The following is a 19071-nucleotide window of genomic DNA, read 5'->3' on the forward strand; positions in this document are numbered from 1 at the left end:
TATCCGTGAGGAAAGTTAGCCGGTTCTCACGGATGAGCGCAAGCGCTACCATGAGACTCATGACGGACGCCGCGGATACCGCCACCGACGAGACCGCCGTGCCACCCGCGCCGGGCGAGCAGCAGTACCCCTCGCTCGCCCTGGTCAACAGCGCCGTCGCGCTGCCCGGCGGACACGCCCTCGACCGCCTCGGCACGCCGGCCGCCGCCGGCCGGTGGCTCCTGGAGCACGGCCTCGCCCCGGCCGACGCGGGCCTTCAGGAGATGTGCACGGCGCAGGTGCGCTCGATGCGCGAACAGGTCAGGACGCTGTTCGCCGCCCGCGTCGCGGAGCTGCCCGCACCCTCCTCCGCCCTGGCCGCCGTCAACGACGCCCTGACCCGCCTGCCCACGGCCCGGCTGCTGCGGTGGGACGACGGCAGCGGCCCCTACCGCGCGGCCCCCCACCCCACCACCGAGATCGTCGACCACGCCCTGGCCACCCTCGCCGCCGACGCCGCCGACCTGCTCACCGGGCCCGAAGCCGCCCGCCTCACCGCCTGCGGCTCCACCCCGTGCACCCGGTACCTGCTCCGGCACGGCCGGCGCCACTGGTGCTCCACCCGCTGCGGAGACCGCGCCCGCGCGGCCCGCGCCTACGCCCGGCGCACCCGGCCCCAGCCCGACTGACCGGCCCGGCGGCCCCGACCGGCGCCCCCGACCGGCGCCCTCGCCGACGGCCCCGGCCGACACCCCTGGCCGGTGCGGGCCGCACCCCCCCGGGCGCGGCCCGTGCGAGCCGTGTTCGAGCAGGCCGAATGTCAGTGCGGCTCGCCATGATGGCGGTATGAAGGACGCAGCCACCCTGGCCCCTCCCGCCGCCCTGGCCTCCCCGCAGGCCTACGCCGACGCCGTCGCCGCCGCCGTACGGGCCGCCGCCGCGTACTACGCCGACGGCTCCGCCCCGCTCGGCGACGACGAGTACGACGCCCTGGTGCGGGCGATCGAGGCCTACGAGCACGAGCACCCGGACGAGGCGCTGCCCGAGTCGCCCACCGGCAAGGTGGCCGGCGGCGCGGCGGTCGGCGACGTCCCGCACAGCGCCCCGATGCTCTCCCTCGAAAACGTCTTCTCGGCCGAGGAACTGGAGTCCTGGGCGGCCGGCCTGGAGCGCCGGCTCGGCCGGCCGGTCGCCGCCTGGTGCGTCGAACCGAAGCTGGACGGCCTCGCCGTCGCCGCCCGCTACCGGTCCGGCCGGCTCACCCAGGTGCTGACCAGGGGCGACGGCCTGGCGGGGGAGGACATCACCGCCGCCGCCGACGCCGTGCTCGGCCTGCCCGCCCGGCTCGCCGAACCGGTCGACGTCGAGCTGCGCGGCGAGGTGCTGCTCACCCACGAGCAGTTCGAGCAGGCCAACGCCGTCCGCACCGCGCACGGCGCCACCCCGTTCGCGCACCCGCGCAGCGGCGCGGCCGGCACCCTGCGCGCCAAGGACCGCGCCTACCGCGTCGAGCTCACCTTCTTCGCCTACGACGCCCTCGGCCTGCCCGGCCTCGACCACGCCGACCTGCTCGCCCGGCTGGCCGTCCTCGGTGCCAACACCGCCGCCAGCACCGACGCCGCGCCGCACCGCTGCGCGACCCTCGCCGAGGCGCAGCAGCGGATCGACGAGATCGCCGGCCTGCGCGCCGCGCTGCCCTTCGGGATCGACGGCGTGGTGGTGAAGGCCGACGCGGTGGCCGACCAGGAGGCGGCCGGCTCCGGCTCCCGCGCGCCGCGCTGGGCGGTGGCCCGCAAGCTGGCGGCGCAGCACAAGGTCACCCGGCTGCTCGGCGTCGAGTGGAACGTCGGCCGCACCGGGATCATCGCGCCCCGGGCCGTCCTCGAACCGGTGGTGATCGACGGCGTCACCGTCACCTACGCGACCCTGCACAACCCGGCCGACATCGGGCGCCGCGGGCTGATGATCGGCGACCAGGTGTTCGTCTACCGGGCCGGCGACGTGATCCCGCGGGTCGAGGCGCCCTTGGTCGACCAGCGCACCGGCGCCGAGCAGCCGATCGCCTTCCCCGAGGTCTGCCCGCGCTGCGGCGACGCCATCGACACCTCCGAGCAGCGCTGGCGCTGCGTGCGCGGCCGGGCCTGCCAGGCGGTCGCCTCGGTGATCTACGCGGCCGGGCGCGACCAGCTCGACATCGAGGGCCTCGGCGGCACCCGCGCCGTCCAGCTGGTCGAGGCCGGGCTCGTCGGCGACCTCGCCGACCTGTTCACCCTCACCCGGGAGCAGCTGCTCACCCTGGAGCGGATGGGCGACACCAGCGCCGACAACCTGCTCGCCGCCATCGAGACCGCCCGCAGCCGCCCGCTGAACCGGGTGTTCTGCGCCCTCGGCATCCGCGGCACCGGCCGGACGATGTCCCGCCGACTCGCCGCGCACTTCGGCAGCATGGCCGCGATCCGCGCCGCCGACGCCGAGGCGCTGGCCGGTGTGGACGGCATCGGGGTCGAGAAGGCCGCCGTGATCGTCGCCGAACTCGCCGATGTGGCAACGCTGTTGGACCGGCTCCTGACGCAGGGCGTCGGCACGGCGGTGACCGAGCCGACGGCTCCCGCCGCCCGGGCCGCGGACGGCGGCGCGGCGGCCGTGGACGACACCGAGGCGGGCCCGCTGGCCGGTCAGAGCGTGGTCGTCACCGGCAGCATGACCGGGGCCCTCGCCGAGCTCTCCCGCAACGCGATGAACGAGCTGATCGAACGCGCCGGCGGCAAGGCCTCCTCCTCGGTGTCCAAGCGCACCACCCTCCTCGTCGCGGGCGAGAAGGCCGGCTCGAAGCGTGCCAAGGCGGAGGAGCTCGGAGTGCCGGTCATGACCCCGGAGGAGTTCGCCGCCCTGGTCGCCGAGCAGCTCGGCTAGGCCGGCCCAGGTCGGCCAACAGGTCGGCCAACCGGCCGGACAGCGGGACAGGACCTGGGCCCGGAGGACCAGTTGATCGCCCGCGTCGAGGGTGCGGTAGGGTGGCCGACGCCGTGTACGACCGCGACTCAAGGAGGTGAGCCCCATTACCGGTATGTCCGAGCGGGTGCTCCCGGAGCGCGGCCGTGCGGGCGCGTCGCGCGCGTAGCGCGGACGCGTCGGCGCGGTGCCGGCCCTTGCGGGAGCCCTGACGGAGTCGTTCGTCCTCCTCCCGATTCCCCCAAGGGGTCATCTTGTCGGTTTTTGCCTCCGCAGCTCTCCGTTCCTCGGTCGTCGCCCGGCTGCGTGCCGCCGGTTGCGTGTTCGCCGAGGACGAGGCGCGGGTCCTGCTCTCCGCCGCCGCCACACCGGCCGACCTGGCCGTGATGGTCCGGGCCCGGGCCGAGGGCCGGCCGCTGGAGCACGTCGTCGGCTGGGCCGAGTTCGCCGGGCTGCGGATCGCCGTCGACCCGGGCGTGTTCGTGCCGCGCCGCCGCAGCGAGTTCCTGGCCGCCACGGCCACCGAGCTCACCGGCCCGGGCGCCGTGGTGGTCGACCTCTGCTGCGGCAGCGGCGCCCTCGGCGCCGCCGTGGCGGCCGCCGCCGCGCACCCGGTCGAGCTCTACGCGGCCGACGTCGACCCGGTCGCCGTCCGCTGCGCCCGCCGCAACCTCACCGGGCCCGGGGCCCCGGTCTTCGAGGGCGACCTGTTCGTCGCGCTGCCCGCCGCCCTGCGCGGCCGGATCGACGTCCTGCTCGCCAACGTCCCGTACGTCCCCAGCGCCGACATCGCGCTGCTGCCGACGGAGGCCCGGCTGCACGAGGCCCGGCCGGCGCTGGACGGCGGCGCCGACGGCCTGGACGTGCTGCGCCGGGTGGTCGCCGAGGCGCCGCACTGGCTGGCCCCGGGCGGGTCGCTGCTGTTCGAGACCAGCGAACGGCAGACCCCGACGGCCCTGGCCGTCGCCCGCGCGGCCGGCCTCGACGCCGCCGACGCCTGGTGCGAGGACCTGGACGCGACGGTCGTCACCGCGACCCTGCGCTGACGACGGGCCTGCCGCCCGGGCCCGCCTCCCGCCTTCCAACGGCGGGGGTGGGCCCGGCGGTCGGCCGGGCGCTCACAGCTCGCGGATCTCACGCCTGGTCAGCGCGTACCCGAACGCGCCCGTCAGACAGAGCCCGGTCGTCGCGAACACCCCCCGGCTCCCGAAGGCGTCCACCGCCGCGCCGGCCGCGATCACCGAGATCGGGAAGACCCCCAGCGCGCAGAAGGTGACGGCCGCCATGACCCGGGCCAGCAGGGCGGGCGGGGTGCTCTTCTGCACGCCGGTGACGATCAGGACGTTGGTCACCGTGCTGGCGCCACCGGCCAGGCAGAGCAGCAGCACGGCCCCGACCAGGCCGGTGAACGGCACCAGGCCGATCGCCGCACCCATCACCAGACCGGAGAGCATCGCCGTGCGGCCCCGCGAGCGCACCTCGGTGAGGCCGGCCGCGAACAGGCCGCCGACCAGCGCACCGCCGGTGAACGCGGCCAGCAGCAGGCCCAGCCCGACGGCACCGGCGCCGAAGCCGTGGGTGGCCAGGGTCGGCAGGGCGACGCGGGTGGCGCCGCCCACCGTCAGGTTCGCGATCACCGTCACCGTCAGCACCGCGCGCAGCAACGGCGACTCCCGCAGCAGGCCTCGGAAGTTCTTCGGCACGGAGGCACGTTCGGAGATCGGGCCGGCGGGTGCGACGGGGCTGCCGCGACCGATCAGCAGCAGCGTGGCCGCCGACACGGCGAAGGTGGCCGCGTCCAGGCCCAGTGCGGCGGCCGGACTGAGCCAGACGACCAGCGGGCCGGCCAGCGCCGGACCGAGCAGACCGGCGCCGAAGGTGACCGTACTGTTCAGTGCGTTGCCCGCGTGCAGGTCCTCGGCGGGCAGCAGGGTCGGAGTGATCGCCCAGGCGGCCGGCAGGAACACCCCCGCCCCGATGCCGACCAGCAGTGCGAGCCCGCCGATCAGCCAGAAGTTCGCCGCCCCTCCGGCGGCGATCGCGCACAGTCCGGCGGTGGCGAGCAGCCGGCCGAGGTCGGCGGCCAGCATCACCCGGCGGGCGCCGAACCGGTCGGCGAGCATCCCGCCGAGCGGGGTGGCGGCCAGCCGTCCCGCGCCGTAGGCGGCGACCACCAGGCTCAGCTGGCGGGCGCCTCCGGCGAGGGAGTAGACCAACAGCGGCAGGGCGACCACCTGGAACGCGTTGCCGAACTCCGAGGTGCCCTGCCCGATCACCAGCAGCCGGAAGCCCCGCGCGCGCAGGGGCGCGACGCTGATCCGGGGGCGGAACCGCAACAGCCCCGCCGCGCCGCCTGCTCGCGCGCCGCCCGTCCCGGTGCTGTCTGTTTCCGTGCCGCCCGTCCCCGCCCTGCCCGTCCCCGCGTTGTCCGTCCCCGCGTTGTCCGTCCCCGTGTCGCTCGCTCCCGTGCCGCTAGCCATCGAGCGAGACCGGCAGCGACTCCAGGCCGCGCAGCATGATCGTGTTGCGCCAGGGCAGGGTCTCCTCCTCGGCGGCCAGCTCGATCCGCGCGAAGCGCTCCAGCAGGCCGGTCAGCGCGACCTCGCTCTCCAGCTTGCCGAGGAAGGAGCCGAGGCACCGGTGCAGGCCCTGCCCGAAGGCCAGGTGACCCGGATCGCCCCGGTCCAGGATCAGCCGGTCGGGATCGGTGAAGCGGGCCGGGTCCCGGTTGGCCGCGCCGAGCGAGAGCAGCACCAGCTCGTCCGCCGGGATCTCCACGTCGTCGACCATCACGTCGGCGTTGGTGAACCGCAGGGTGGCCATGCTCACCGGAGACTCGTAGCGGAGGAACTCGTCGATCGCGACCGGCATCGCCGCCGGGTTGGCGCGCAGCCAGGCGAGCTGGTCGGGGTGGTGGAGCAGCGCCAGGGTGGCGGTGCCGAGCAGGTTGACGGTGGTCTCGTGGCCGCCGATCAGCAGCAGGAAGACCATCGAGAACACCTCCCGCTCGGTGAGTTCACCGGCGTCACAGGCCTGCACCAGGTCGGTCAGGATGTCCGTGCTCGGCGACGCCCGCCGGGCCGTCATCAACTCGCGCAGGTAGTCGTTCAGTTCGGCGGTGGCCTGGTCGAAGGTCATGTCGCCGCCCTGGGTGAGGATCGCCGTCGACCAGGTGCGGAAGGCCTGCATGTCCTCCGGGGGGAAGCCCAGCAGCTCACAGATGATCATGATCGGCAGCGGGAAGGCGAAGTCCGTGACCAGGTCGGCGGTCTCCCGCCCGCGCAGCCCGTCCAACAGGCCGCCGGCGATGCGCTCGACCAGCGGTCGCATCAGGTCGACCCGCCGGCGGGTGAAGACGCCCTGGATCAGCCGGCGCAGCCGGGTGTGGTCCGGCGGGTCGCTGTTGAGCATGTGGACCACCTCCGAACCGAGCGTCAGGCCGGAGCCACGCCCGCTCGCGATGGCCTGGCTGCGGCGGACGTCCTGCCCGAAGCACGGGTCCATCAGCGCGGCCCGGACGTCCTGGTAGCGCGTCACCAGGTAGACCGGCAGGCCCTCGCCGAACTCCACGACGGAGACCGCGCCGGCCTCGCGGATCCGGGCGAGCGTGGGGTAGGGGTCGCGGATGAAGGCGGACATCCGCGCGGCGGCGTCGTCGACCGCGGTGGTCATGGATCACTCCTCGGGCTCGAACTCCGGCAACTAGACGGTCAGCGACGGGAAGGGCCAACGGCGCACCCGCATGGGCAGGAACCAGGCGCGGCCGGCCTGTTCGGCGATCAGGCCGGCCGCGGCGAAGTCCCGGTGGACGGCGTCCGGCAGCCGGCCGACCTCGACGCCCTCGGCCAGCGCCTCGACCTGTGCCAGGTGGCCCGGCTCGTCGATGGTGAACAGCTCCAGCGTCCCGAACCGGCGGTCGCGCACCTCGACGAAGCCGGGGCCGCGCCGGAAGACGCACTTGCTCGGGTAGTACGTGGCGCGCCAGTCGGCGACGACGTCCTGGGGGCCGCCGGTCAACTGCTCGGGCGGGTAGAGGTGGTGGAAGCGGCGCTGCGTCGCGCAGCCGTCCGTGCAGTCGGCCTGCCAGAGCACGGCCAGCCCCTGCCCGGTCGCCTCGCGCAGCAGCATCAGCGCCCGCGCGGAGGCCGCCGGCGCGTCCGCGCAGAGCCGCACCGGCTCGGTGAGCCGCAGGCAGCGGACCCCGGCGCGGTGCAGTTCGGTGACCTCCGCCTCCGCCGGGCCGGACAGGGTGCGGTGGCCGAGCGCGAAGCCCGGCAACTCCCGGGCGGCGGGGTCGTAGTCGAGCCAGAGCTCGACCTCCGGGCCGGCCGCGCGCCAGGAGGCGGCATCGGTTCTTCCCTCATCGGTCCTCCCCGCAACGGCCCTTCCGGCATCGGTCCGTTCAGCCGATCGTGACGGCATCGAGCACCTCCTCGGCGCGGGGGCGGGCGGCGGCGGGACCGTGCCGGTGCTGCATCCGCATCAGCACCTGGTTGTCGGACTCGACGGCGACCTGGAGGAAACCGTCCCCGTCGTGGAACAGCAGACCCAGCGCGGTGAAGCGCTCCAGCACCGGCTCGACCGCCGCCGCGCCGCCGGGCACCTTGGCGGCCAGCGCGGCGGTCGAGCGGGGCTGGTTCAGCAGCCGGAAGGCGGCGAGCTCCACCGGATCGGTCAGCTCGACCACCCGCCAGTCGTACCCGGGGCGGGTGTTGACGAGCACGATCCGCCCGCCCGCGTCCCGGTAGCTGAGCCGGCTGTCGGGGAACCGCGCGATCCAGGTGTCCACCGCCGTGCTCAGCCGCTCCGCGAGGTCGCCGCCGATCCCGCGCGGCGGCGCGCTGAACACGTAGGCCAGTTCGGCCAGTTCGCTCTGCGGCAGACGGTAGGTCGCGCCGTACTGGAAGGCCGGCCGGGTGATCGCGAAGCCCAGCTCGGGGCGGTCGAAGTACGGGCTGAACCGCTCGATCGCGATCCGGCCCGCTCCGGTCGGCGGGTCCAGGTGGTGCAGCACGGGCAGTTGGCGGATCACCGACTCGTAGTCGGCCGGCTGCTCGCCCGGGAAGCCGTAGAGGTAGTTCCAGCTCACCGACACTCCGGCGCTCTGCGCGTCCCGCAGCGCGCGGACGTTCTGGCAGCCCGTCACCCCCTTGTCCATGATCCGCAGGACCCGGGTGCTCAGGCTCTCGATGCCGGGCTGCACCTGGGCCGCGCCCGAGTCGCCGAGCAGCTGGAACTGGTGGCGGCGCAGGTTGGCCTTGATCTCGAAGTGCAGCCGCAGATCCACCGGGAGCTCGGCGAGCGACTTGAGGACGGTGTCGAAGTAGCCCATGTCCAGGATGTTGTCGACGACGTAGACGTCCAACAGCTGGTGGCGCTCGGCGAGCGTGAGCACCTCGGCGAGGAAGTCGGTCGGCGGCTTGGAGCGGAACTCCATCGAGGAGCCGTTGAGCCCGCAGAAGGTGCAGTGGTGCTTCTCGCCCCACCAGCAGCCCCGGGAGCCTTCGACGACCAGCTTGGGATCGACCCAGCCGGCCGCGACGGAGGCGTCGAGCCGCTCGTAGAAGCCGTCGTAGCGGGGCGCCAGGATCGCCGCGGGCGGCAGCGGGCGCCTCGTCATCTCGTTGGCCGTCGACTTCCCGGAGTCGTCCCGCCAGCACAGCCCGGGGACGGCGGAGAGGTCGCCGCCTTCCAGGAGTGCCGGGAAGGCGGCCTCGCCCTCGCCGCGCACCACGTAGTCCAGGAAGGGGAAGTTGCGGTGCAGCGCGGCGCCCTGCGGGCCGTCGCAGTTCGCGCCGCCGAACACCGTGCGCACCTGCGGGCAGCGCTGCTTGAGCAGCTTCGCGGCGGCGAGGCTCGCCGTGTTCTGCTGGAAGGTGGTGGTGAAGCCGACCAGGTCCGGTGGGTCGGCGGCGAGTTCGTCGACCAGTCGGGCGATGAACGCGGGGGCGATCGCGCGGGTGGACCGGGTCAGTGCGATCTCCTGCTCGCTCGCACCGCTGGTGACCAGGTAATCGAAGTAGGCCGCGAACTCGCCGTCGCAGTCGTCGATGTCGCTGCTGTCGCTGTCGTCGCCGTCGCTGTCGTCGCCGCCGCCCTCGATGCCGGCGTCGATGCGGGCGGGGGCCGGGCCGTCGTCACCGTACAGCGCGCCGGCGAACGCCCAGTCGCCCGCGCCCTGGAAGTAGGACTTCTCGGAGAAGTACTGGTAGTCGTCCACGCCGAAACCCGCGGTCTCGGCGGCCCAGTCCACGAAGTCCAGGTTGGCGTACCGCACTTCGACCTGGTGGTCGGCGCGTGCGGCGGCGGTGTGCATGATCCCGAGCGCCAGCGACGGCACGTCGATCGCGCCCCAGGGCATGTGCAGCAGGACGATACGCATGGTGGCCACTTCTGTTGTTCGCCGGCGGTCGATGAGGTGTCGCTCCGGGGCCCCCCAGGCGCCCCCGGGCGACGGTGAATCACTTGCCCTTGGTCTCCGCCTTCGGCTTCGGCTGCCCCTTGAGGGCAGGCGCGACCACCGCGGCCTTGGTGAGGTCGAGCGCGAAGGCCTGGACCACCACGGCGCCCCGGTCACGCTCCGGGGTGCTGATCGGGTCGTTCTGAATGCTGCGTCGCTTCATGGCTGTTCACCTCCTTCCACCAGTTCGGCGGGTACCCCGGGGCGGTCGCCCCGGGGTGGCAGGGGGAGCGGTGCCGGCCAGGCGTGCTCGGCGAACCGGACCATCGAGGCCAGCACCGATCGGTGGTCGGCGGTCCGGCGGCTGTAGTGGCCGCCGTCCACCCAGAGCAGTTCGTGCGGCACCGCCAGCCGGCGCAGGTCCGCCGCGTACCGGGCGACCTGGTCGGGCGGGCACCGCTCGTCGGTCCGTGAGGCGACCAGCAGGACGGGCGAGCGGACCTGGTGCACGTACGACCGCGGGTCGGCCGCGCGGTAGCGCTCGGGGACCTCGTCCGGGGTCCCGCCGAAGAGCTGGCGATCGAGCTCGCGCAGTGCGGGGGTGGTGGTGCGGTAGGCGGCGGGGTAGTCCGCGATCGGCTGGGCGGCCATGCCGAGTGACCACAACTCCGGCTGCGCGCCCATCGCCAGCAGGGCCAGGTAGCCGCCCCACGAGAATCCGCACAGGCCGGTGCGCTCCGCGAGCGCCGTGCCGTCGGCGACCAGCTCCGCGCGGACGGCGGCCAGGTCCTCGATCTGCGCCAGCCCGACCCGGTGGCCGTACTCGTGCTGCCAGCGGGCGCCGTAGCCGGTGGAGCCGCGGTAGTTGGTGCGCACCACCGCGTAGCCACGGCCGACCAGGGCGTTCACCCGCGGGTCGTAGGAGTCGCGGTCGTGGGTGGCGGGGCCGCCGTGGACCAGGAAGAGGGTCGGCCACGGGCCCTCGCCGACCGGGGTGCTGACGAAGCTGTGGATCCGCCCGTACGGCCGGGGCGTCCAGCGCCGGGTGCGGGAGGTGTCGCCCCGGTCCGGATCGAGGCCCTGTCCGGGGTGGTGCGCGGCCTCCGTGCCGGGGCGCAGCACCAGCGGGCGGGGCGGTGTCGACTCCCGGCTCCAGACGCAGTGCAAGGTGCCGTCCGGAGCGCAGGACAGGTCGTGGATCGTGCCGCCGGGCGTGCTGATCTCCCGGACGGGCGGGGCCTGTTCGGCCGGTCCTTGCCGTGCGGCCCCCTGCGGCGTCACCCGTTGCCGAGTCGCCCGCTGCCCCTCCGGCGGGTCGAGGTCGGCGAGGAGCAGCCGGCTCCGCCCGGCCCGCTCGTGCTGGATCAGCACCTCGCGCGGCCCCTGGTACCAGCCGGCCGATATCTGCGAGTCGAACGACAGCCCCGGGTACCTGCGCAGTCCGGTGCCGGCCCGCCAGGTCGCGACGGTGTACCGCTCGTCCTCCTCGACCACCAGCAGCAGCTCCGGTTCGAGCACCGCGAGCGGGTTGAACTCGATCGGCCAGAGCCGCAGTCGGTGGTTCCCGGCGATCCGCAGTGGACCGTCCGCTGGATCGTCCGCCCGCGCGCCCGCCCGGGCACCCGTCGGCCACAGGACCACCGAGTCGTCCCCGTCGGGCCGCCCGCCGAGGGCGAGGAGCCGACCGTCCGGCGAGAGGTCGGCCAGGCTCAGGTACCCCGGCGCCGAACCGATCAGCCGGGCCGCGCCCGCGGGCGGTCCGACGTAGCAGTGCGAGGCGCCGTCGACACCGACGACCACCGCGGCGAGCGCGCCCGTCCGGTCGAAGGCGACGCCGTACGCCCGCCCGCGCGGCACGTCGCGCAGCGCCTCGCCGCCCTCGCCGCCGGTGAACGGCTCGCGCCACCACCGGCCCTCCCCGGCGTTGTCGGCGTCGAACCACCAGATGGCGTCGCCGTCCGGCTCGATCTCGCTCAGGTGGACGCCCCCCGGCCGATCGGTGACCACCCGGCGCCGGCCCGTCCCCAGGTCCCAGGCGACCGCCTGCCAGCGCTCGTCGACGAGCCGCGTCTCGACCGCGCGGTCGGCCGCCAGCGCTGCGAAGCCGGGGGACTGGAACGCCTGCGTCACGGACCCGGCCCTCTCGGCTCGATGGTGGGAACAGACTGCGCTGAACGTCCCGAGGCCGGTGCACTGATGTGAAGATCCAGTGAACTGGCGTGAAGAAAGGGCCACTTGTGGAGGATCGCCGCCACTCTAGGTGGGTGCCGTGGTTGCGAACAGACCTTTCGCACAGTTGGCCGAAATGCAGCTGAGGTGAATGCGGGCCGGCGCTGACGCCAACCCGGCCCGGTGGCCGCCTCGTAGTGAGCCGACGGACCGTCCGGGCCGCACCCCGCAATTGGTCTGGGCCGCACCCCGCAATTGGTCCAGACCTATTGACGGGCTGCGCCGCCCCTTTTACGATCCGGTCCGGCACAGCCCCACATGTCCCCACCTCACCCACGGCCGGACGTCGCGCCCCCACGCGTCGGTCATGTCCATGACGCCCGGCGGGAAGGGAACGCAGCATGTTCCGTCGAAGGTCGCGTCATCCACGTCTGTCGGGCGAGGTCCGTCCCTGTCCGGATCCCGGCCGCCTCGAAGGCGACCGGGCCCGGAGCGAGCCGCTCCGGGCCGCCGGCCCGCAGCCGCGGGCCGGTGTGGAACGCGCAGCGCAGGTGAACCGGACCAGCCGTGTCCAGCACGGGCCGAGCGTCCTGCGGCGCTCCCTCGCCGGGGTGAGCGCCGTCGCCGTCATCGGTGCCGGCGTCGCCGTGGCCGGCTCCGTCACGGCCGGGGCCGCCACCCCCAACCTGGTGGCCAACCCAGGCTTCGAGAGCGGACTCTCCGGCTGGACCTGCTCCGGCGGCTCCGGCGAGGTCGTCAGCAGTCCGGTCCACTCCGGCGCCGCCGCGCTCAAGGCCACGCCGACCGGCCCGGACAGCGCCCAGTGCAGCCAGACCGTCAGCGTGCAGCCCAACTCCCAGTACACGCTGAGCGCCTACGTCCAGGGCAGCTACGTCTACCTGGGCGCCACCGGCACCGGCGCCGGCAGCGACCCGTCCACCTGGACGCCGAGCAGCGCGTCGTACAGCCAGCTCAGCGTCGGCTTCACCACGGGGCCGAACACCACCTCGGTGACCGTCTACCTGCACGGCTGGTACGGGCAGCCCGCGTACTACGCGGACGACGTGTCGCTCACCGGCCCCGGCGGCACCACGCCGACCACCCCGCCGCCCACGACTCCGCCGCCGACCACGCCGCCTCCGACGACCCCGCCGCCGACCACTCCGCCTCCGACCACGCCTCCGCCCACGACTCCTCCGCCCACCACCCCGCCGCCGACCACCCCGGCGCCGGGTGACACGTGCCCCACGAAGCCCAAGCCGTCGGGCAAGGTCCTCCAGGGGTACTGGGAGAACTGGGACGGCGCCTCGAACGGCGTCCACCCCGGCATGGGCTGGGTCCCCATCACGGACAGCCGGATCGCCGCACACGGCTACAACGTCATCAACGCCGCCTTCCCGGTGATCCTCTCGGACGGCACCGTCCAGTGGCAGGACGGCATGGACACCAACGTCAAGGTCTCGACCCCCGCCGAGATGTGCCAGGCCAAGGCGGCCGGGGCGACGATCCTGATGTCGATCGGCGGTGCCGCCGCCGGCATCGACCTGAGCTCCAGCACCGTCGCCGACCGGTTCGTGGCGACCGTCGTCCCGATCCTCAAGAAGTACAACTTCGACGGGATCGACATCGACATCGAGACCGGCCTGTCCGGAAGCGGCAGCATCGGCACGCTGTCCGCCTCCCAGGCCAACCTGATGCGCATCATCGACGGCGTGCTGGCGCAGATGCCCGCGGGCTTCGGCCTGACGATGGCCCCCGAAACCGCGTACGTGACCGGCGGGAGCGTCACCTACGGCTCGATCTGGGGCGCCTACCTGCCGATCATCAAGAAGTACGCCGACAACGGGCAACTGTGGTGGCTGAACATGCAGTACTACAACGGCAGCATGTACGGCTGCTCCGGCGACTCGTACCAGGCCGGCACCGTGCAGGGCTTCACCGCGCAGACCACCTGCCTGAACAACGGCCTGACCATCCAGGGCACCACGATCAAGGTGCCCTACGACAAGCAGGTCCCCGGCCTGCCGGCCCAGCCCGGTGCGGGCGGCGGCTACATGGACCCGGGCCTGGTCGGCCAGTCGTGGAACGCGTTCGGCGGTGCGCTGAAGGGGCTCATGACCTGGTCGCTCAACTGGGACGGCTCGAAGGGTTGGAGCTTCGGCGACAACGTGAAGTCCCTCCAGCGGCGTTGATCACCCGCTGACGTCCTGCCGACGTCCTGCTGACGTCCCGGCGGCCTCCCGTGCTCCGTTGCACGGGAGGCCGGCGGGACGTCGGGCATTGCCCGGTCGGGGTGCGCCCGGTAGCGCCGGGCTCAGTAGCGCTGGGCCTTCACCACGACCGGGACCAGGGCCAGGTCGGCCGGCTGGCGGCTGAAGGCGATCGGACTGGCCTTCCCGCCCGGGGCCAGGTTCTCGGCGCCGACGATCGCCGAGTCGACGGCGCGGCCCGACTCGTCGGTGAAGTCCACCTGGACCGCGTAGGACGCGGCCTCGCGGGTGCTGTTGACGATGGTCACGACGGCGGCGTGGAGGCCGCCGGTGGTGGATCGCGGCACGCCGGTCAGGGTGACGTCGGAGGTGGCGTTGCCGGGGCCCTCCACGGTCTTGAGCACCTCGGTCGCCTTCGCCCGGTTCTGCGCGGCCTGCGCGTCCGCCGATGCCTCGAACGCCGAGGCGGCGGCCGCCGCCGAGGCCGAGCGCGCGGCTACCGAGGCGGAGGCCGACTCCAGCGCGGAGGCGAAGGCGGAGGGCGGCTCCCCGGAGAAGCTCGACGGGTTGGGTGCCTCCGACAGCGTCGCCCCCGCCGCGTTCGTCGGCGTCGCGGGCCCGGACGAGCTCCCGGATGAGCACGACGCCACGAGGAGGACGGCCATTCCTGCCGCCGCGGCCAGGGCGGCCACTCTGCGCGGCAGCCGGGGGCCGCCGCCCTGGCTGGTGTACAGCGTACGCATCACGCACAACCCTCCGGTCATCCCGTCATCCGCTCGGCCGTCGGTGCGCACGTGCAAGCCCGCGGTCGCCCGGTTCGTGCTCTCCATGCTTTGTTCTGCACGGCCGGACCACGAGCGGTGCTGGGCCGTCCGGACGCACGGAGCACTTTCGGCGGGCGGTGGCGGCCGGGCGACCCGCCGGGCCGGCGCCTGCCGACACGGGCGGGAGCCGCCCGGGAGAGGCCGGCGCGAGGGCCTGCGCAACCGCAGCGCGTCGCCCCGGTGCCGAGGAGGGGGACCGCCAGGCCGTAGGCGTTCGGAACGAGCCGGTCCGCCCAGGTGTAGCCCGGTCGGGTTGCCCCCCGCTGCTGCTGGGGGGTGGGGGCGGTGAGGTGCGGTCAGAGGAGCCGGTCGCGGTGGCGGGCGGCGGTTTCGCGGACGAGGCGGGCGAAGTTCTCGCGGCTTTGGTGCCGGTGCTGTTCGGCCCGTTCGTCGTTCAGGTGCGCGTCGTCCGGGTCAGCGCCGTCCGGGTCCACGGCGTCCGGGCCGGCGTCGGCCGAGTCTGCGTCGTCGGTGCCGAGGTGCTCCTCGTCGAGGTCGTCGTACTCGGTGTGGAGGACCCAGCAGCCGTGGATGCCGGCGAGGAGGTCCTCGAGGAGGTCGCGGGCGGGGCGCCTGGGGTCGAGGGGGGTGAGGCGCAGGCCGGTGTCCTCCGGGTCGGTCTCCTCGTCGTCGGCGTAGTCGTCGCTGTAGTCGTCGAGGGCCCCGTCGAGGTCTTCGAGTTGTTCGCGCAGGCCGGCGGGGTCGGGGAGGAGGCCGTCGGCGATGTGGAGGGCGTGGCGGACGAGGCCGGTGACGGCGTCGTGGGGGGTGTGGCCGGCGTCGAGGAGTTCGAGGACGAGGGTCGGGGTCTGGTGCGGGAGGTCCTCGATGCTGTCGGCTTCGAGCAGGACGGCGGTGGCGTCGTGGCCGGAGGCGTCGGCGGCGACCTCGGCCGCGGCGGCGAGCCAGTGCGCGGCCGCGACGGCGGCGGCGGTCGGGTCGACGTCGGAGAAGAGGGCGAGGGAGCCGAAGGGGTTCTGCTCCAGCAGGTGGTCGGCGGCGGCGACCTGGACGGGGGAGGCGTCCTCGCGGCTGAGCAGGACGGCCTGCTGGGCGCGGCCGGTGAGGTTGCCGAGTTCGGCGCTCTCGACGGCGGTGAGTTCGGTGACGGTCTCGGCGAGCACGGCCTTCGTCAACTCGGGTTCGTCGAGGGCGTGCAGGGCGCGGCCGGCCTGGTGGGCGGATTCCAGCAGGGGGCTGTAGGAGACGGTGAGCAGGCCGCCGTGGGGCAGGTTCGGCGCGGCCACGGCCTCGGCGACCTCGCTGAAGGTGTCGCGTTCCTGTTCGCGGCGCCAGCCTTCGGTGTCGGGTTCGAGGGAGCCGGCGGCGCTGGCGGGGTGGGTGTAGGTGCGCCAGGCCGCCTCCGACAGGCGGGTCAGCGCGCCGGCCAGGCGCAGGAGCGTGGCGCCGGCCGCGTCGGCCGGGAGGGCGGTGATCCGGGTGGCGAGGTCGCCTTCGCCGGTTCCCCAGGTGGCGATGAGCTCGTGCCGGTTCGGGTCGACGCTGTAGCGGGTCATGATGCCTACCTTCGGGGACGCGCGGCTGATTGCTCGGCTGACGGCAATTCTGGCGCATCGTCAGGTGGCGGCGGGCGAAGCCCAGCCCGGGCGCGAGCACAGGAGCCTCGCGCCCGGTCCCGTTCACAGCAGCAGACGACCACGGGTCTCGGGCATCCAGCGGGCCAGGGCCAGGGCGGACGCCGCGCTGATCGCCGCGTACACACCGAACGCCCCGCCGAGCGACAGCTCCTGCACGAGGGGGAGGAACGTGGTCGCCACGACGAAGTCGGTTCCCCAGTGGGCCGCGGTGGCCAGACTCATCAGGACTCCGCGGGCACCCGCCGGGTAGATCTCGGCGATGTAGACCCAGAAGACGGCGGCGGGGCCCACCGCTCCCGCCATGATGAAGACGCACAGCAGTGCCGCGGTCGGCGCCCCCGTGTGCCCGAGCGGCTGCGCCACCGCGATGCCGATGGCCGCGACCGCCATGACCAGCAGTCCTCCGATCATCGTCTTCCGGCGGCCGACCCGGTCGAGCAGGGCGATGGTGACGACGGTGGCGGCCACGTTGCACAGCCCGACCAGGACGGCTCCCCGGATGCCTCCGGCAGCGGTCATGCCGCTTCCGCCCAGGATGGTCGGCACGTAGTAGATCGCGGTGTTCAGGCCGGTCAGGTGGACCAGGACGGCGATCGCCAGTCCCAGCGCGACCCAGCGGGGACCGGCCAGCGCGCAGGCCTGCCGGAGGGTCGCGGCGGGGGCGGCGGTGGGCCGTGCGACGGTCGCGGTCGCGGGGCCGGCGGTGGGCCGGGCGGCGGTCGCCGTCGCGGGGCGGCCACCGGGTCGGACGGCCGCGCCGCCCGGGTCGGGCGGGGACAGGCGCCGCGCGGCGCTCGCCGCCCGGGCGGTGTCTCCCCTGGAGTGCAGCCAGTCCGGCGATTCGGGCACCAGGCACATGCCGGCCAGCAGCACGCACGCGGGCAGGAGCCCGAGGGCGAGCATCCAGCGCCAGGCCCCCGCGGGTTCCAGGAGATAGGCCACCACGTAGGACAGCAGGAGCCCGATCGTGATCATGAGTTGGTTCAGTGTGACGAGCGCGCCGCGTCGGGCGGGCGGAGAGATCTCGGAGATGTACAGCGGGACCGCGAACGAGACGGCCCCCAGGGCGAGTCCGACGAGGAACCGCCCGGCGAGGAGCGTGGTGGAGCCCGAGGCCGCCGCCGAGACCGCCGTTCCGAGGGCGTACACGGCCGCGGCGGCGCCGATGACCGGCCGGCGCCCGAACCTGTCCGCCAGCCGCCCGCTGGTGAGGGCGGTGAGCGCCGCGCCGAGGAGGGCGGCCGACACGACCGCCCCCTGCTGCCACGACGACAGGGCGAAGGTGGTGGCGACCAGCCGCAGGACGCCGGCGATCACCCCGATTCCGTAGCCGAACAGCAGTCCTCCGACGGAGGCGACGCCCACGGTCAACAGCCGCGCGGCGCCCGGGGGGACGGGCGCCGTCACGGCGAGACCCCTGCGCCGCCGTCGACATGGTCACAGGACGGGGCCAAGCCCATGGGATGCCCTTCTTCGAAGTGCCGTAGGCAGGGGTGGCAGACTACCGGCGTCACCGGCCGACCCGCCGCAACCCGAGCGCGCCCCGACGCACCGTCAGAAATGTCTTGACGTCTTGACGTCCTACGGTCGGATCAACGCGAGGACCTCGTCCCGGAGGTGCTCCATGGTCTCCTGGTCGTGCGCCTCCACGTTGACCCGCAGGACCGGTTCGGTGTTCGAGGGGCGCAGGTTGAACCGGGTTCCGCCCGGCAGGCCGACCGTCAGACCGTCGAGCCGGTCCGTGGTCACCCCGGCCCGGTGCCGGTAGCGCTCCTCCACCTCCCGGATCGTGGCCGCGACGTCGGCGACGACGCAGTTGAGTTCACCGGACAGCGCGAAGCGGCTGTGCGCGGCGATCACGGCGGACAGCGGCCGGTCCTGTCCGCCGAGGGCGGCCAACACGTGGAGCGCGGCGAGCATGCCGCTGTCGGCACGCCAGAAGTCCCGGAAGAAGTAGTGCCCGGAGTGCTCTCCGCCGAACACCGCGTTGTGCTCCGCCATGAGCGCCTTGACGTGGGAGTGCCCCACGCGGGACCGGAAGGGGCGTCCGCCGTGGCGGCGGATGCTCCGCACCGTGGCCTCCGCGGTGATCAGGTTGTACACGATGGCCGAGCCGGGGTGCCGTGCCAGCTCCCGGCCCGCGATCAGGCTGATGACGGCGGACGGTGAGACCGGCTGACCGCCTTCGTCGACGAAGAAGCAGCGGTCGGCGTCACCGTCGAAGGCGAGTCCGATGTCGGCCCCCTGCCTGCGGACCTCGGCCTGGAGGTCGACGAGGTTCCTGGGGTCGATGGGGTTGGCCTCGTGGTGGGGGAACGTGCCGTCGAGTTCGAAGTAGAGCGGGACGAGGTCGACGGGCAGGCCCGCGAAGACCTCCGGGGCGGTCAGGCCGGCCATGCCGTTGCCCGCGTCGGCGACGACCTTGAGGCGCCGGATCCCGGTGAGGTCGACGAGTTGCCGCAGGTGGGCCGCGTACTCCTTGAGGAGTGGCCTTTCCGTACGGGTGCCGGGGTCCGCGGCGGGTGCGGCGCGTTCCCCCGCCACGAGCCAGTCGCGGATCCGGCCGAGGCCCGTGTTCTCCCCCAGGGGCGCCGCGCCGCTCAGGCACAGCTTGATGCCGTTGTCCTTCGCGGGGTTGTGGCTGGCGGTGATCATGGCGCCGGGAAGTCCGAGCGATCCACTGGCGTAGTAGAGGTAGTCGGTGGAGCCGAGCCCGGCGTCGATGACGTCGGCACCGGCCCGGCGGGCGCCGTCGCTGAACGCCCGCACCAGCATGGCCGAGGAAGGGCGCATGTCCCTGGCCACCACCACCTGCGGGGCGTCGGTGAACCGGATGAACAGGCCGCCGATGCGTTCCGCGACCTCGCCGTCGAGTTCGGTGGGGACTTCCCCGCGGATGTCGTAGGCCTTGACCAGTCGCGCGTAGTCGGACACGGTCA

Annotated in this window: 14 protein-coding genes; 4 read left to right on the forward strand and 10 right to left on the reverse strand. The window is 74.0% G+C overall.

Going from position 1 to position 19071, the window contains the following annotated elements:
• Window positions 1–50 precede the first annotated feature (50 nt).
• The 3 genes from ACFVTF_RS26065 (at window position 51) to ACFVTF_RS26075 (ending at window position 3977) form a co-directional block, all read left to right on the forward strand.
• On the forward strand, window positions 51–668 hold the full coding sequence (locus tag ACFVTF_RS26065) for a CGNR zinc finger domain-containing protein (RefSeq protein WP_387816884.1): 618 nt from the start codon (window positions 51–53) through the stop codon (window positions 666–668).
• Window positions 669–825: 157 nt separating this feature from the next.
• Complete coding sequence (gene ligA, locus ACFVTF_RS26070; protein WP_387816885.1) at window positions 826–2892, forward strand: NAD-dependent DNA ligase LigA; 2067 nt, start codon at window positions 826–828, stop codon at window positions 2890–2892.
• 293 nt (window positions 2893–3185) lie between these two features.
• Window positions 3186–3977, forward strand: coding sequence for a putative protein N(5)-glutamine methyltransferase (locus tag ACFVTF_RS26075; protein ID WP_371515543.1), 792 nt, complete (start codon window positions 3186–3188; stop codon window positions 3975–3977).
• Between the two features lie 72 nt (window positions 3978–4049).
• Here ACFVTF_RS26075 and ACFVTF_RS26080 read toward each other — a convergent pair whose 3' ends face one another.
• The 6 genes from ACFVTF_RS26080 to ACFVTF_RS26105 all read right to left on the reverse strand — a co-directional run bounded on the left by ACFVTF_RS26080 (window position 4050) and on the right by ACFVTF_RS26105 (window position 11461).
• Window positions 4050–5267 carry an MFS transporter gene (locus ACFVTF_RS26080; protein WP_371515542.1) on the reverse strand — a complete coding sequence of 406 codons (1218 nt, stop codon included), beginning with the start codon at window positions 5265–5267 and terminating at the stop codon, window positions 4050–4052.
• Between the two features lie 136 nt (window positions 5268–5403).
• A complete protein-coding gene (locus ACFVTF_RS26085) occupies window positions 5404–6603 on the reverse strand; it encodes a cytochrome P450 (RefSeq protein WP_387816887.1) in 1200 nt (399 codons plus the stop codon).
• Between the two features lie 30 nt (window positions 6604–6633).
• Window positions 6634–7353, reverse strand: coding sequence for a DUF5825 family protein (locus ACFVTF_RS26090; protein WP_387816888.1), 720 nt, complete (start codon window positions 7351–7353; stop codon window positions 6634–6636).
• Window positions 7334–9313: a RiPP maturation radical SAM C-methyltransferase gene (locus ACFVTF_RS26095; protein WP_387816889.1), complete on the reverse strand. Its 1980-nt coding sequence runs from the start codon at window positions 9311–9313 to the stop codon at window positions 7334–7336. The genes ACFVTF_RS26090 and ACFVTF_RS26095 overlap by 20 nt, the downstream gene beginning before the upstream one ends.
• Before the next feature lie 79 nt (window positions 9314–9392).
• Window positions 9393–9554: a hypothetical protein gene (locus ACFVTF_RS26100; RefSeq protein ID WP_371515538.1), complete on the reverse strand. Its 162-nt coding sequence runs from the start codon at window positions 9552–9554 to the stop codon at window positions 9393–9395.
• Window positions 9551–11461, reverse strand: coding sequence for an alpha/beta hydrolase family protein (locus tag ACFVTF_RS26105; protein ID WP_387816890.1), 1911 nt, complete (start codon window positions 11459–11461; stop codon window positions 9551–9553). The genes ACFVTF_RS26100 and ACFVTF_RS26105 overlap by 4 nt, the downstream gene beginning before the upstream one ends.
• Before the next feature lie 590 nt (window positions 11462–12051).
• Between ACFVTF_RS26105 and ACFVTF_RS26110 the strand changes: the two genes are divergently transcribed.
• Complete coding sequence (locus tag ACFVTF_RS26110; protein WP_387816891.1) at window positions 12052–13692, forward strand: carbohydrate binding domain-containing protein; 1641 nt, start codon at window positions 12052–12054, stop codon at window positions 13690–13692.
• A 122-nt stretch (window positions 13693–13814) separates the two neighbouring features.
• On the opposite strand, the gene ACFVTF_RS26115 is transcribed toward ACFVTF_RS26110, so the two are convergent.
• The 4 genes from ACFVTF_RS26115 to ACFVTF_RS26130 all read right to left on the reverse strand — a co-directional run bounded on the left by ACFVTF_RS26115 (window position 13815) and on the right by ACFVTF_RS26130 (window position 19066).
• Window positions 13815–14453: a hypothetical protein gene (locus ACFVTF_RS26115; RefSeq protein ID WP_387816892.1), complete on the reverse strand. Its 639-nt coding sequence runs from the start codon at window positions 14451–14453 to the stop codon at window positions 13815–13817.
• A gap of 377 nt (window positions 14454–14830) precedes the next feature.
• Window positions 14831–16051 (reverse strand): hypothetical protein, encoded by a 1221-nt coding sequence (locus ACFVTF_RS26120; protein ID WP_387816893.1) that lies wholly within the window; start codon window positions 16049–16051, stop codon window positions 14831–14833.
• A gap of 123 nt (window positions 16052–16174) precedes the next feature.
• Window positions 16175–17539, reverse strand: a complete 1365-nt coding sequence (locus tag ACFVTF_RS26125; protein WP_387816894.1) for a sugar porter family MFS transporter — start codon at window positions 17537–17539, stop codon at window positions 16175–16177.
• 174 nt (window positions 17540–17713) lie between these two features.
• Window positions 17714–19066: a phosphomannomutase/phosphoglucomutase gene (locus tag ACFVTF_RS26130; RefSeq protein WP_387816895.1), complete on the reverse strand. Its 1353-nt coding sequence runs from the start codon at window positions 19064–19066 to the stop codon at window positions 17714–17716.
• Window positions 19067–19071 lie beyond the last annotated feature (5 nt).

Source organism: Kitasatospora sp. NPDC057940, assembly GCF_042887425.1.
GTDB lineage: Bacteria > Actinomycetota > Actinomycetes > Streptomycetales > Streptomycetaceae > Kitasatospora.

Bases quoted from the DNA above. Each gene is read 5' to 3' on its own strand.
- ligA (WP_387816885.1), top strand. From the start codon at position 826: ATGAAGGACGCAGCCACCCTGGCCCCTCCCGCCGCCCTGGCCTCCCCG.
- ACFVTF_RS26100 (WP_371515538.1), bottom strand. From the start codon at position 9,554: ATGAAGCGACGCAGCATTCAGAACGACCCGATCAGCACCCCGGAGCGT.
- ACFVTF_RS26085 (WP_387816887.1), bottom strand. From the start codon at position 6,603: ATGACCACCGCGGTCGACGACGCCGCCGCGCGGATGTCCGCCTTCATC.
- ACFVTF_RS26090 (WP_387816888.1), bottom strand. From the start codon at position 7,353: ATGCCGTCACGATCGGCTGAACGGACCGATGCCGGAAGGGCCGTTGCG.
- ACFVTF_RS26065 (WP_387816884.1), top strand. From the start codon at position 51: ATGAGACTCATGACGGACGCCGCGGATACCGCCACCGACGAGACCGCC.
- ACFVTF_RS26115 (WP_387816892.1), bottom strand. From the start codon at position 14,453: ATGCGTACGCTGTACACCAGCCAGGGCGGCGGCCCCCGGCTGCCGCGC.
- ACFVTF_RS26095 (WP_387816889.1), bottom strand. From the start codon at position 9,313: ATGCGTATCGTCCTGCTGCACATGCCCTGGGGCGCGATCGACGTGCCG.
- ACFVTF_RS26120 (WP_387816893.1), bottom strand. From the start codon at position 16,051: ATGACCCGCTACAGCGTCGACCCGAACCGGCACGAGCTCATCGCCACC.